The 13,883-nt window shown below is 50.7% G+C and carries 15 protein-coding genes; 3 read left to right on the forward strand and 12 right to left on the reverse strand.

All coding sequences use genetic code 11. The features are described from left to right. Positions 1-108: 108 nt before the first annotated feature. A complete protein-coding gene (locus ACI48K_RS00925; protein ID WP_475025673.1) occupies positions 109-753 on the forward strand; it encodes a cell wall hydrolase in 645 nt (214 codons plus the stop codon). Positions 754-842: 89 nt separating this feature from the next. Here the strand turns inward: ACI48K_RS00925 and ACI48K_RS00930 are convergent, their stop codons facing one another. Beyond that, a complete protein-coding gene (locus ACI48K_RS00930; RefSeq protein WP_475025675.1) occupies positions 843-1,793 on the reverse strand; it encodes a carbon-nitrogen hydrolase family protein in 951 nt (316 codons plus the stop codon). A gap of 131 nt (positions 1,794-1,924) precedes the next feature. Between ACI48K_RS00930 and pdxR the strand changes: the two genes are divergently transcribed. Further along, a complete protein-coding gene (pdxR, locus tag ACI48K_RS00935) occupies positions 1,925-3,358 on the forward strand; it encodes a MocR-like pyridoxine biosynthesis transcription factor PdxR (protein WP_475025676.1) in 1,434 nt (477 codons plus the stop codon). A gap of 73 nt (positions 3,359-3,431) precedes the next feature. On the opposite strand, the gene ACI48K_RS00940 is transcribed toward pdxR, so the two are convergent. The 11 genes from ACI48K_RS00940 to ACI48K_RS00990 all read right to left on the reverse strand — a co-directional run bounded on the left by ACI48K_RS00940 (position 3,432) and on the right by ACI48K_RS00990 (position 11,423). Further along, the gene (locus tag ACI48K_RS00940; RefSeq protein WP_475025677.1) at positions 3,432-3,560 is read right to left on the reverse strand and encodes a hypothetical protein; all 129 of its coding nucleotides are present in this window, start codon (positions 3,558-3,560) and stop codon (positions 3,432-3,434) included. A 30-nt stretch (positions 3,561-3,590) separates the two neighbouring features. Continuing rightward, positions 3,591-3,821 carry a hypothetical protein gene (locus tag ACI48K_RS00945; protein ID WP_475025678.1) on the reverse strand — a complete coding sequence of 77 codons (231 nt, stop codon included), beginning with the start codon at positions 3,819-3,821 and terminating at the stop codon, positions 3,591-3,593. A gap of 73 nt (positions 3,822-3,894) precedes the next feature. After that, complete coding sequence (locus tag ACI48K_RS00950; RefSeq protein ID WP_475025680.1) at positions 3,895-5,055, reverse strand: iron-containing alcohol dehydrogenase; 1,161 nt, start codon at positions 5,053-5,055, stop codon at positions 3,895-3,897. Between the two features lie 29 nt (positions 5,056-5,084). Continuing rightward, a complete protein-coding gene (locus tag ACI48K_RS00955; RefSeq protein WP_475025681.1) occupies positions 5,085-5,546 on the reverse strand; it encodes a MerR family transcriptional regulator in 462 nt (153 codons plus the stop codon). An 826-nt stretch (positions 5,547-6,372) separates the two neighbouring features. Next, entirely contained in the window at positions 6,373-7,992 is a 1,620-nt protein-coding gene (gene groL, locus ACI48K_RS00960) for a chaperonin GroEL (RefSeq protein WP_475025682.1), read from the reverse strand. A gap of 51 nt (positions 7,993-8,043) precedes the next feature. Continuing rightward, the gene (groES, locus tag ACI48K_RS00965; protein ID WP_475025683.1) at positions 8,044-8,325 is read right to left on the reverse strand and encodes a co-chaperone GroES; all 282 of its coding nucleotides are present in this window, start codon (positions 8,323-8,325) and stop codon (positions 8,044-8,046) included. A 224-nt stretch (positions 8,326-8,549) separates the two neighbouring features. Then, on the reverse strand, positions 8,550-9,323 hold the full coding sequence (tatC, locus tag ACI48K_RS00970; RefSeq protein WP_475025685.1) for a twin-arginine translocase subunit TatC: 774 nt from the start codon (positions 9,321-9,323) through the stop codon (positions 8,550-8,552). A 114-nt stretch (positions 9,324-9,437) separates the two neighbouring features. Beyond that, complete coding sequence (locus ACI48K_RS00975) at positions 9,438-9,656, reverse strand: twin-arginine translocase TatA/TatE family subunit (RefSeq protein WP_475025686.1); 219 nt, start codon at positions 9,654-9,656, stop codon at positions 9,438-9,440. A gap of 57 nt (positions 9,657-9,713) precedes the next feature. After that, complete coding sequence (locus ACI48K_RS00980) at positions 9,714-10,199, reverse strand: MogA/MoaB family molybdenum cofactor biosynthesis protein (protein ID WP_475025687.1); 486 nt, start codon at positions 10,197-10,199, stop codon at positions 9,714-9,716. Between the two features lie 79 nt (positions 10,200-10,278). After that, the gene (gene moaC / locus ACI48K_RS00985) at positions 10,279-10,752 is read right to left on the reverse strand and encodes a cyclic pyranopterin monophosphate synthase MoaC (RefSeq protein WP_475026032.1); all 474 of its coding nucleotides are present in this window, start codon (positions 10,750-10,752) and stop codon (positions 10,279-10,281) included. Between the two features lie 17 nt (positions 10,753-10,769). After that, entirely contained in the window at positions 10,770-11,423 is a 654-nt protein-coding gene (locus tag ACI48K_RS00990) for a 5-formyltetrahydrofolate cyclo-ligase (protein ID WP_475025688.1), read from the reverse strand. A gap of 221 nt (positions 11,424-11,644) precedes the next feature. Between ACI48K_RS00990 and ACI48K_RS00995 the strand changes: the two genes are divergently transcribed. Continuing rightward, entirely contained in the window at positions 11,645-13,609 is a 1,965-nt protein-coding gene (locus ACI48K_RS00995; RefSeq protein ID WP_475025690.1) for an ABC-F family ATP-binding cassette domain-containing protein, read from the forward strand. Positions 13,610-13,883: the final 274 nt, after the last annotated feature.

Genomic DNA, 13,883 nt, shown 5'->3' on the forward strand with positions numbered 1-13,883 from the left:
TTCCTTTGGAAAATGTATAATTTGCTAAAAACTCCGAAATTCCAAATGTTGATGGTTGTTCTCTTTTCCTTCTAACTCTACAATTCTAAGGGACAGGAGGTGTTCCTTATGAAAAAACTCCGGGGACTCATTTTAGTGATGGTCATGGCCATCGGCATCGGGATATCCGGCCAGACCACACAAGCGGCCGCCGCTACATTAAAGGTCGGCAGTTCGAGCGGCGATGTATGGGATCTTCAATACAGACTGAAATCTCTTGGTTTATTCAGTCAGACCCTAACCGGCTATTACGGCTCTTATACGAAAAATGCGGTCATAGGTTTTCAGCAAAAATATGGTATCCGAGCTGACGGAATAGCCGGTGCTCAAACCTGGAAAACGCTTAAAAAGTATTCCCTGAATCAAAGCGAAATGGATACTCTGGCAAGATTGATTTACAGCGAAGCCAGAGGCGAGTCTTATACGGGTCAAGTCGCTGTTGGAGCAGTAGTCATGAATCGGATTCAATCCGGTCTCTTTCCGGACAATATAAGCGCTGTCGTCTTTCAGCCCGGCGCGTTTACGGCGGTCAATGACGGTCAGTTTTGGCTGACGCCGGACAGCACGGCCTATATGGCCGCGCTGGATGCCGTACGCGGCTGGGATCCGACATACGGCTCGCTCTATTACTTTAATCCAAATACGGCAACCAGCAGCTGGATTTGGTCCAGACCGCAGAAGGTACGAATCGGAAATCATATTTTTACAGGCTAATGCTTCTTAAGATGCCGACGCTTAAAAAAGGCTCCCTTTCGGGGAGCCTTTAAAATTATGGACTCATCGTCCTGCCGATGCCAGCCCTTTCAGCGGATTTTTCGAACGATCTCCTGTTTCGTATCGTTAACGACCAATTGAAACACATCCGGCCGGCTGTAGTGACCGACGGCGTCAAAGTCAAACCGGCTTTGCGCGATCTCGGAAAGGTCCAATGTCGCCATAAGGATTCCCTCTTTATCGTATAGCGGCGGGACGATGTACTGCCCAAGCGGCCCAACGATAGCGCTGCCTCCCTTGCTGAGAATATCCTCGTCATCTTTAATATCCGCATAATAGGCCAAGTCGGTGGGGTAGGACGCTTTGGTAACGAACTGGTTGCTGGACAGGACAAAGCATCGGCCTTCACAGGCGATATGACGGATGGTAGCCTGCCATGTATCGCGAGCATCCGCTGTAGGTGCAATATAGATGTCGACGCCCTGCGCGTACATGGCCGTTCGAGCCAAAGGCATATAATTTTCCCAGCAAATCAAACCGCCCACTCTGCCAAAAGGCGTATCGATCACGGTCAGCGTACTGCCGTCGCCATGTCCCCAAAGAAGGCGCTCGGAGCCGGTGGGCACCAGTTTGCGATGTTTGCCCAGAAGACTGCCGTCCGGTCCGATGTAAATCACGGTATTAAACAAAGTCCCCTTACTGAATTCACGGTCTCTTTCCACAACGCCGACAATCAAATAAATACCGAGCTCTTTTGCGAGCTCTCCCAAGACATCGGTTTCGGTACCCGGAACTTCAATCGCGCTTTCCCAATAACGCTGCCAATCCTTTCTTCCTTGAAGCGTACGGCTGCCTACGCGCGCGCCGAAGCTTAACCCCCTGGGGTACCCTGGCAGAAACACCTCCGGAAAAACAACCAATTGTGCGCCTTTTCCTGCTGCCTCCCTCGTCCCGCCGACAATCATCTCCATAGCAGACTGCTTATCGAATAAAATTGGCGCGGATTGAACAATGGCAACTTGGACATAACGGCTATTCATTTCACCACTCCTTTTTTCGTTGACAACCTTTTTTCATCATTTCTGATTGACATGGAGTTAACTCCCATTCGCTGAATTTTGATGCAATATCATGTTAAGATGAGATAAAAAAGCGAGAGAAGTGAACCTACGTGTGGAAACCCGACCGTCAAAGCAAAAAACCGCTATATGAACAGATTGCCGATCATTTGGAGCAGCGCATTTCATATGGCGAGTTTCCGCCGGGCAGTTTGCTTCCGTCCGAGCGTAAATTGGCCGAGCAATTGGGAGTTAATCGAAGCACGGTGATCCTGGCTTTCGGCGAGCTTCGCTCCATGGGCATCATTGAAAGCCGCATAGGAAGCGGAACGCACGTCAGCGAAAGCAAATGGGAGGCCACGCCGAAACATACGCCAAACTGGAAAAGGTACGCCGAAGGAGGCGGATTTCTGCCTAACCTTCCGTTTATGCGTAAAATCCGGGAAGCTCTGGCACAGCAGCCCTTGATAGACTTTGCCAGCGGCGAGCTATCCGCGGATATGGCTCCCGCCGAAGAGATTGCCAATCTGATGAGCGAACATCGATATACTTCATATCTCGGATACGACCATCCGCAAGGATACATTCCGCTTAGGCAAACGCTGGTTTCCTATCTGGCGGAGCATAGAGGCATTCAAACGACCGAATCGTCCATCCTTATTACTTCCGGATCCCAGCAATCGTTGTACTTAATCACACAGTGTCTGCTCTCCCCGGGCGATGCCGTCGCCATCGAGGACCCGTCCTATTGTTACTCGCTGCCGATGTTCCAGTCCGCCGGCCTCCGGCTGTTCAGGCTTCCCGTGGATCAGCACGGCGTCCATCCCGAGGATGTCCGCACTCTGCACAGAAAACACCGCATCAAAATGGTATTCTTGAATTCGAATTTTCAAAACCCGACAGGGAGCGTATTGGGGACGGAACGTCGCGAGCAGCTTCTGGCAGTGGCCAGCGAACTGGCTTTGCCTATCGTGGAAGACGATCCCTTCAGCCTTACCGCCTTTGAAAGATCCGTTCCTTCACCGCTCAAATCCATGGATTCCGCAGGTTCTGTTTTATACATCGGTTCATTCTCGAAAATTGCCGCTTCCGGCCTTCGAATAGGCTGGATGGTCGCTCCGCATTCCATTGTCGAGCGGTTGGCGGATGCCCGGCAGCAAATGGATTTTGGGCTTAGCGTCATCCCTCAGCAGGTAGCCGCACAGTTTTTACGGTCGGCTTACTTTGAACCGCACTTGAACCGCTTGCGCGGGCAGCTTCAGTTCAAACGCGATTTACTGATCGAAGCTCTGCAGAAGGAACTTCCGGATCTGATCCGGTTTTCGATTCCACAAGGAGGGCTCCACTTGTGGTGTAAGCTGGTTCCGGACGTCAATGACGGAAAACTGCTGGAGGAAGCCATTCGCGGGGGAGTCGTTTTTGTGCCGGGCAGTGTCTATGGCTCGGATTCAGGTTATGTCCGGTTTACTTATGCCAGGCCAAAAGCCGATGAAATCGGCCCCGGGATATCAAGGTTTGCGAAGGCGCTTCGGTCGCTAATACGTTAGAATCAGCCGTGTTATCTTGAAAAACCAACCGCCGAGTTCGAACCTCTGCGGTTGGTTTTTTGTCAGCTAATCATTATTCTTTATCAATATACACAATAATAAACACATGATTGGCGATAGAGGGCACGGCAGCCATTTCGCTTCCAGCGGTCTTATTTTTAATATAAAGGCCAACAATTCTTCCGTAACCATCCAATTTCATATTTTCTTTGCCCACCACTGTATGCGGATTCTATATATGGTTCAACCCCTCCGCAACCCCGAGCGCTTCCAAGCGGTCGGCCGCTTGGGACTTCAACATCCAGCCGGGATACTCCGGCGGCAGAGCGCTGACTTCGTCAAGCCGGCGGATTTCTTCGGCTTTGCTCGAAGGTAACGCAGGCGTAACGGAAGAAGCGCTGCAGGTTGGGTATCTCAGTTCGATGCAATTTATCCGCGAATATAAAAGGCTTTTCGGCCTCACTCCTCATAAAGATGCGCGGAAGGTCAGAGGCGGAGAATGGATCTCAACTTAAGTTATCATTTCGAATCCTTAGTTACATCGCAGCTTGCAAGATGGCTAACACATCGTCCGAAGTCAGCGGAACGAAGGCTTTCTCCAGTCTTTTGGCCGATTTGTCGGCCATGGCTTTCAAATGCTCGTCATCCACGCCGACCTCACTTAATGCCGCCGGAATTTCCAAGGCTCTGAAAAACTCCGCCGTCTTGTCGATAGCCGCATTTGCAATCTCAAATTTATCCCTGGATGCGTCTATCCCCCATACATTTACGCCATACTCCACAAACCGGTCGATGGTCTGTTCGTTAAGCACATATTTCATCCAATGAGGCATCAAAATGGCAAGCCCCACGCCGTGTGTAATATCATAATAAGCGCTCAGTTCATGCTCAATAGGATGTAAAGTGTTGGCCACATCATTCCCTCTCCATGTGACTCCGTCGATGGCAAGGCTCGCCGTCCACATCAGATTCGCTCTTGCTTCATAATCATCCGGTTTGCTGAAAGCGATCGGCCCGTAATGAATGCAGGTTTTGAGCAAGCCTTCGGAAATCCGGTTTTGCACATAAGCTCCCTTGACATTGTGGAAATAACGTTCAATGATGTGGGCCATGATGTCCGCCGTTCCCGCCGCCGTTTGATTTTTAGGTACGGTAAACGCGTTTTCGGGATCGAGAAAGGAAGCTTTCGGATAGAAAACCGGGCTGAACACGCCCAGCTTGTCGTTCGTCTCCATGTTGGAAATGACGGCAAAGCGGTTCATTTCCGATCCGGAAGCGGACAAAGTCGGAATTGTAATGACGGGGAGAGTCTCTTCTATGGCCGCCGAACCGGTCACCAGATCCCAAGCATCCCCTTCGTATTTGGCCCCTGCGGAAATGACCTTGGAACAATCGATGGCGCTGCCTCCGCCAACCGCCAAAATCACGTCGATTCCGTTCGTTTTGCACAATTCTGCGCCGTCACGCACCGTTTCAATTCTGGGGTTCGGATCTACGCCGGAAAGCTCCAGCACCTCAAGGCCGTTTTGTGCGAGTTGGTCATAAATCGTTTGATAGAGACCGGTTCGTTTGATGCTTCCGCCCCCGTATACCAGCAGCACTTTTGTTCCGAACTCGGCAACCTTTTGACCAAGCTGTTCCATTTGTCCCTTTCCAAAATAAATTTCCGTAGGAATTTGATAATAAAAGTTGTTCATTTACGCTCTCTCCCTTTTGTATTGGCGGTCTAATTCTTTCTGCCGTCTTTTTGCTTGACTATCTCTTCGATCTCATTAAATGCGCAAGTACGCACAATAACATGGCCTGCGGTGTCGGAATCCAGAAATTGCTTGTCTTCCAATTCCTGATAGTGCTTCAGCTTCTTATAGACAACCTGCAGGTTCTTGTCCAATTCCGCTTTTTGCTGCTCCAGAATCTCTTTTTGCAGCAGCATAATTTGTATGCGTTCAGGTACGGTTGACAATCCCTTCCGGCATAATTCCACGTAATTCCTGATATATTCGATGGACATCCCCGCCGCTCTCATGCAGCGAATCAACACCAGCCATTCCAGATCGATTTCGCTGTATTCGCGGGTTCCATTAAGATCGCGCCGGACAGGCGGAAGCAGGCCTTCTTTTTCGTAGTACCTCAGCGTATGCATCGAGAGATTGAATTTTTCGGTAACCTCTCTAGTTGAAAAGCTCATGCAAATCACCTTTCTTCCCGGGATAACCAAAATATAAGCCATAGAGCGCGCTCTATGGCAAGCGCTTCGAAGAAAGTTCACAGTTCAAGTTTGCACCGAAACAATAAACCGTATGATCGAGCCCGTAAATCGGGAGCTTCCCTACTATGCCATCAGCGATGCCGGGTGATAACCCTGTTTTAAGTTGCCCCGTTTGAGAGACAGCAAATACTTTTATCGGGGTATTACCTTCTAGAGCGGAAATGATCCTTTTACACACTTTTCATGAGAGAGTTCTGTCGTTAGAAACCGAATTCAACTTTATTGGTGCTCAATGAACCGGATAAATTCCATTTGGAGCTCGAAGTTAACCTAATAATGGGAAAAGCTCCCGTTAATTTAAGCAAAATAAGGATTAACAGCATATTAACTGGAAATGTTCCCACTAATTTCGGCAAACGAGTCAGTTTACGTCCTAAATCAATGATTTAGCTGGAGGTTTTCCAGTTAATGTTCGTCCAGATTCAATATGAGGCCAATTAACAGGAGAATTTCCAGTTAGTGTGGTTCCATATTTGAAAAGTAGTATAAAGAGTCTATTTTGAGTTGACAAGGTTTCTCGCCATTCCCCCCTTTTCCTTTCGTTATACATAGAGCTCGGAGCCCCCCTATTACAACGCCCGCATCAGGTGGTCTTTTGATATAAGCCTCGATTGCACCGTCCGCTATGCGGGCGGTGTCTGTCTCTCACGCTTCGCGTACTCAACTGGCTGAAGCCATTAATGAAAAAGGCTCCCTCTCGGGAGCCTTTTTGAAGCTATATTATAGGGTTTTAGCGAACCCTGTATTACATCATTCCGCCCATGCCGCCCATGTCGGGAACAGCCGGTTTTTCCGGTTCCGGTTTGTCGGCGATAACCGCTTCGGTGGTCAGGAACAGTCCTGCTACGGAAGCTGCGTTTTGGAGCGCATAACGGGTTACCTTCGCAGGGTCAACGATACCTGCTTCAATCATGTTCACCCATTCGCCGGTAGCGGCGTTGTAGCCGATTCCCGCTTTTTCTTTCTTCAGACGGTCCACAATAACGGAACCTTCTTCGCCGGCATTCGCAGCGATCGTACGAACCGGTTCTTCCAAAGCGCGCAGCACGATGTTCACGCCGGTTTTTTCGTCGCCGGTTGCTTCAACGGCTGCTACTGCGCCGTACACGTTCACGAGGGCTACGCCGCCGCCGGATACGATGCCTTCTTCAACGGCTGCGCGAGTAGCGTTCAGAGCATCTTCGATGCGCAGTTTGCGTTCTTTCAGTTCGGTTTCGGTAGCCGCGCCGACTTTGATGACCGCTACGCCGCCGGCCAGTTTAGCCAGACGTTCTTGCAGTTTTTCTTTGTCGAACTCGGAAGTCGTTTCTTCCAGTTGTGCGCGGATTTGGTTTACGCGAGCCGTGATGTCGGATTTGTCGCCGCTGCCGTCCACGATCGTCGTGTTTTCTTTCGTTACGATCACTTGACGAGCGTTACCGAGTTGATCAACAGAGGTGCTCTTCAAGTCAAGACCGAGCTTCTCGGTGATCACTTGGCCGCCGGTAAGGGCCGCGATATCTTGCAGCATCGCTTCGCGACGGTCGCCGAAGCCAGGAGCTTTAACGGCTACCGCGCTGAATGTGCCGCGCAGTTTGTTCACGATCAGCATTGCTTGAGCTTCGCCTTCGATGTCTTCAGCGATGATAAGCAGCGGTCTGGATTGTTGAACGATCTTCTCCAGAAGCGGCAGAATTTCTTGCGTGCTGCTGATCTTCTTGTCGGTGATCAGGATATATGGATTATCGAGTACGGCTTCCATTTTGTCCGTATCGGTGATCATGTAAGGAGATACATAGCCACGGTCGAATTGCATACCTTCAACCACTTCAAGCTCAGTTGCGAAGCCGCGGGATTCTTCAACGGTGATAACGCCGTCTTTACCCACTTTTTCCATCGCTTCGGCGATCAATTCGCCAACTTCTTCGTCGGCAGCGGAAATGGCCGCAACTTGAGCGATCGATTGTTTGCCTTCGATCGTTTTGGAGATGTTTTTCAGTTCGGCCACAGCGGCGCGAACGGCTTTGTCGATCCCTTTGCGCAGTCCGATTGGGCTGGCGCCGGCAGTTACGTTCTTGAGGCCTTCGCGAATCAGGGCTTGGGCCAAAACGGTAGCTGTCGTTGTGCCGTCACCGGCAACATCGTTCGTTTTGGTTGCTACTTCTTTAACGAGCTGGGCGCCCATGTTTTCAAAAGCGTTTTCCAGTTCGATTTCTTTGGCGATCGTTACGCCGTCATTCGTGATGAGCGGGCTGCCGAATTTTTTCTCAAGCACAACATTGCGGCCTTTTGGACCCAGTGTCACTTTTACCGCGTTAGCTAAAGCGTCAACCCCACGAAGCATGGCGTGGCGTGCTTCTTCACTGAATTTGATATCTTTTGCCATTATTCAAATACCTCCCTAGATATTGTTCAATCGATATGCTTCGGCTTTTGCTTAGCCGACGATGGCGTGAATGTCGCTTTCTTTCATAATCAAATACTCTTTGCCTTCGTATTTAACTTCGGTTCCGGCGTATTTGGAGAACAGTACGCGGTCGCCTTCTTTGACTTCCAGAGGGACGCGAACCCCATCCTTCAATGTACCGCTGCCGACGGCAATGACTTTGCCTTCCTGCGGTTTTTCTTTTGCGGTGTCCGGAAGAACAATGCCAAACGCCGTTGTTTCCTCCTGTTCGATCGGTTGTACCAGAACGCGTTCACCTAAAGGTTTGATCATGAAAAAACAGCCTCCTTTTAATATGTTGTGTTAAGGGATAGCGAATTGTATGTATTAGCACTCGATCTGCTCAAGTGCTAACAACCACTTTTATGATACTCAACTTGCCGTCAGATTTCAAGTTCCTTTATGCAAATTTTTTGCTTGTCTTCTCTTACGATCAAACGAGACCTTCCCATTCTATCCAGGCGGCGCAGAAATATTCCATTGAACGACCGCCCCTGTTAGGCCGGCGGATCCGCCCGCAGCCGGGCCTCACGCTCGGCATCCGCCGCCAGCTGCTTCCTGTAAACGCGCTTCGACAGCATCACGCTGAACTCGTACAAAATAATGAGCGGAAATAAAACGAGCAGCGCGGAGAAAAAGTCTGCGGGCGTGATGAGCACCGATATGACCACCAGCACGAAATATGCCACCCGGCGCATCTTCTTGAGCCGCAGCGGGCTCAGGATCCGCAGCTGCGTTAAGAACAAAATGACCAGCGGCAGCTCGAACAGCAGCGAAATAGGCAGCACAATATTCGTGAGGAATTTGAAATAATCGGCCATGCCGTACGTCTCCACAAGCCCTAATTCCCGGTTCAGCGAGCCGGTAAACGTCATGGCGAGAGGAAACACCACGAAATAACCAAAAGCAAGGCCGATAACAAAGCAAATAAAAACATACGGAATGTACCTGAGCGTGGCTTTCCTCTCCTGCGGCTTCAGGCCGGGACTGACAAACGCCCATATCTGATAGAGCGTAAACGGCAAAGTAATGCCAAGCGCCACAATCATGGCGATTTTCATGTACACGCCGACGCCGTCCCAAAACGAAAAGGCGTTCAGCTTGATCCGCACTCCCGTGTGCGCGTTGATCGTCAAATAATGATAGATCGGATCCACAACGAAAAAGGCCCCGACGAGGACGACGGCAAACACGACAAATACGAGAAAAAGCCGCCGACGGAGCTCGGATAAATGCTCCATAAGACTCAGTTGTTCTTGCTCATCCGCCATTACAGACTTCCTCCTTTCGCCACGGCTCCTTCTCCAAGCAAACAAAATCCCTCCCGGCGGGAAGGAAAATAAACGTCCTTCATATGTATCTCATCTTCTGATCTTTGTTCGAAACTACTCCGGCAAACGACGATCCTCCGTTTTAGGAAGCTCGGCGGCTACGGCCGAAGCCGGCTCCGTCTTCATCGCCTCGGGCCGGTCCTCTACGATATCCCTGGTCGCTTCCTTGAACTCGCGGAGCGTGCGGCCGACGATCCGCCCCAGATCCGGCAGCTTGGTCGGACCAAACAGCAGCAAAGCCGCGATGATAATCAACAACAAACCTGCGCCCATGACGCCACTCCTTTCTTAGGTCCATCATAAAAGACGGATAAGGAAACAGCTGAGAACTTACAGCCGGAATTGTCCGGTTACCATCAGTAAAGCCTCGGGAAGCTGCTCCATAATGGCGGCCAGATTCTCGTGCACCCCTTTTGGCGTTCCCGGCAAATTGACAATCAGCGTGCGCCCCCGGATGCCGACGATCCCCCGGAATAACATGGCGGCCGGATTTTTCTGCATCGCCGAATAACGCATGGCTTCAGCCATGCCCGGAACTTCCCGTTCAATGACCCGCCTTGTCGCTTCGGGAGTTACGTCCCGGATTGCCAACTCCGTCCCGCCCGTAGTAAGGACCAGATCGGCATGAAAATAATCCGTCATTTCGATCAAAGCGGCGATAATTTCGTCAGGTTCATCCGGAACGATGCGGTACTCAACGATCTCCCCGCCCAATTCTTCCTCGACCAGTTCCCGGATAACCTGGGCGCTCGTGTCTTCACGTTCGCCTCGGGCTCCTTTATCGCTTGCCGTAAGGATCGCTGTTTTCCAAATCATGAAGTCACCCTCCTCATCCATTTAGGAACTCCCTCTTCATCGATCGTTCATTTTATCTTTCATTTGTATCTTCAAAAAACTAGAGAAGGTCCGGACGGATATAATCCCCGCTTTTCCCCCCGGTCTTCGATTGCAGCTGCGTCGGTCCGATCAGCATATCTTTCTGAAGCGCCTTGCACATATCGTAAACGGTAAGAGCCGCGGCGGATACCGCTGTGAGCGCCTCCATTTCGACCCCGGTTTTCCCTTCGGTTCTCACTGAAGCTTCAATATGCAGCTCGTCAATCCCATTATCGGTGAATACGATATTGACTCCCGTGAGCGGCAGCGGATGGCACATCGGAATCCAGTCCGAGGTCCGCTTGGCTCCCTGAATTCCGGCGACCTGAGCGACGGCGAGCACATCTCCCTTGCCTATTTTTCCCGCTTTGATCGCTTCAAGCGTCGAAGGCAGCATCTTCACCGTCGTAACCGCTACAGCGGTTCTTACCGTAACTTCTTTCCCGGAAATATCAACCATCCGGGCTCTGCCCTGCTCATTAAAATGCGTCATCTCTTGCCCGGATTCCCTCACGTTTCGTCCTCACTACTTTCATTCATATATATAACGGCGGAAGCCGTAAACAGCGCATCCAGCCTGAAATCATGTTCTTCCATCGGAATGCCTTCCCTAATCACCAGTTCCTGCAGTGCCAGACCTGCGAGCAGCGTTCTTCCCGAACCTTCGCTTCCGCAGCGATATCGCATCTCGGAGACCAGACGGTCATAATACCCCGCTCCAAAACCGATACGTCCACCCTTCCGGTCAAAAGCGAGCCCCGGAACGATCATTACGTCAATCTCCGGATAGCGGGAGGCAGGCCATAATTCCGTATGCTCCTTCGGCTCCGGAATGTTCCAAATTCCGGGCGCCAAATCCTGCTCACCGGCAATGACATGGAGCGAAAGGCTCCGGTCACGGCCTATTCTCGGAACCAGGAGCCGATCTCCGGCTTCAAGACAGCTTCGAATTAGCGGAAAAGTACTGGGCTCGTCGCGAAACGAAGCATAACTGCATACCGTAAGCCGGCCGCCTTTCCTTAGGCGAAGCGGAATCAGCACCTCCCGCTCGGCAAGCCGTATTGCTGCAAGCGACTGATCCTCTCTGAAGTCTTCCGGAATGCGGGCGCGAATTTCCGCCATTTGCAAGCGCAGCCTTTTTTTCAAATCCGCGGCAGTATTCATTCGAATGCAAATTCCCCTTTTCTCTGTAGAAGGCGAGAATCTATAAACCTCATTTTAACAAAGGCTATCTCATCCCTAGTTTATCATTGTTATGGACAAATGAAAACTGATTGAAAACGTTGGCGGTCAAAGGATGCTAAGTGAATGATCGGTGCATTTCCCACCTGTTTCATGTACACTAATAGATAGTGAAAATTTTATGTTGGAGGAACAGAACAGATATGCTGCTTCAAGCGTCAAACATCACCAAACTTTACGGCGTGACCAGCGTGCTGGGAGGAATTAACCTGCAAGTGCTTGAACGGGACCGCATCGGTCTTGTCGGCGTAAACGGCGCAGGCAAATCCACGCTTCTGCAAATATTGGCGGGCGAAATAACTCCGGACGGAGGCCAGATATTCAAAGCCAAAGAAACGACGATCGGTTATCTTGCCCAAAACAGCGGACTTCAATCGGAACGCACGATCTGGAAGGAAATGCTGGACGTGTTTGCGCCTTTGATCGAAGCGGAACGGGAGCTGCGGCAGCTCGAAGAGCAAATCGCAAATCCGGCCATGGACCATGCGGATAAAGCTTACCACGACCTGCTGGACCGTTATGCGCATAAATCCGATTGGTTCAAGGACAACGGCGGCTACGAAATCGAAACAAAGATTCGCAGCGTACTGCACGGCATGGGCTTTAGCCGGTTTTCACCGGATACTGTAGTTTCCACGCTTAGCGGAGGCCAGAAAACCCGTTTGGCACTAGCCAAAATTTTGCTGCAGGCCCCTGACCTGCTGATGCTCGATGAACCGACCAACCATTTGGACATCGAAACATTGACCTGGCTGGAAGACTATTTGCGAAATTATTCCGGCGCCCTGCTCGTCGTATCCCATGACCGTTACTTTCTGGATCGGCTCGTCACCGCCATCGTCGAAATCGAGCGTCATGAATCCAAGCGGTATACCGGAAATTACAGCCGTTATATTGAACTAAAGGCAGCCGAATACGAAAGCCAGATGAAGATGTACGAGAAACAGCAGGATGAAATCGCTCGGATGGAGACTTTTATACAGAAAAACATTGTACGGGCGTCCACGACCAAACGGGCGCAAAGCCGCCGCAAGGCGCTGGATAAAATGGAGGTTATGGATCGGCCGCTTGGCGACCTGAAAAAGGCCACTTTTTCTTTCGAGGCCGAGATCATGACCGGCAAAGATGTGCTTCAAGTCAGCGATTTGTCTTATGCATACGAGGACAGCAGCCGCCCGTTGTTCAGGCATGCCGGCTTCGATATGCGCCGCGGGGAAACCGTCGCTTTAATCGGTCCTAACGGGATCGGCAAGTCCACCCTGCTCAAGATTCTCACCGGAGATCTGAAGCCGGCTTCCGGGACGATCACTTGGGGAGCCAAAGTGAAAATAGGTTATTACGACCAGGAGCAAACCCATCTGAATCCTGCCAATACGGTGCTCGAAGAACTGTGGAGCGCATATCCGCATATCGAAGAAGCCCGAATTCGCAGCGTGCTTGGCAACTTCTTGTTTAGCGGCGATGACGTTTTAAAGAAAGTGGCGGCGCTGAGCGGCGGTGAAAAAGCGCGGGTAGCGTTAGCCAAACTAATGCTGCAAAAAGCCAACGTGCTTATACTCGACGAACCAACCAATCATTTGGACCTGTTCAGCAAAGAAGTGCTGGAATCGGCGCTGCTCGATTACGACGGAACGCTGTTATTCATTTCGCATGACCGGTATTTTCTGAACAAAATGGCGGAACGCATCGTTGAGCTGCATCCGGGCGGGACGGAGCATTTCCTGGGCAATTATGACGACTATCTGGCAAAAAAACAGGAGCTTGCCGATCTGGCCGCAGAGAAAATCGCGCAGGAGGCCGGCAAAAAGAACTCTTCGGAGCGTTCCGCATCTGAGCTTGATTCGCAGGCCGCCAAAAACGGCGCCGCTTCCTTCGAAGCCGATAAGCAAGCCAAACGTGAAGAGCGGAACCGCGCCCGGCGCCTGGAACAGCTTGAAGAGCTGATCTCCAAGCTGGAGAGCGGCATTGAGACACTGGAAAAAGAACTTACCCTGCCTGAAATTTATCAGGATTATACGGCGGTTCAGGAACGTCAAGCCGCGATTGACGATCACAAGCTGCAGCTGTCTGCGGCTTATGAAGAGTGGGAAATGTTGGCGGAAGACTAGTCTTGATCACGATTTTTCTGTCGTTCACTCGCTTACGAGCAATTGTCACAAAACTTTTTTTTCTTTCCGTTTACAATTGTCGATTTTGTACACAAGCTTATCCACATCATCCAGATATCTTTCCGCAAAAAAACGGCCGTTTAGGCCGTTTTTTCGTGGAGATATTACGGTTTTTCGAGAACTGTACAATTTATCCACCAACTTATTCACATTATCCACAATTTTCTGTAAAATATCATCGCGGTTTTCGTAAATGCGGGAAGCAGTTGGCAGG

Source organism: Paenibacillus terrisolis (assembly GCF_056171975.1).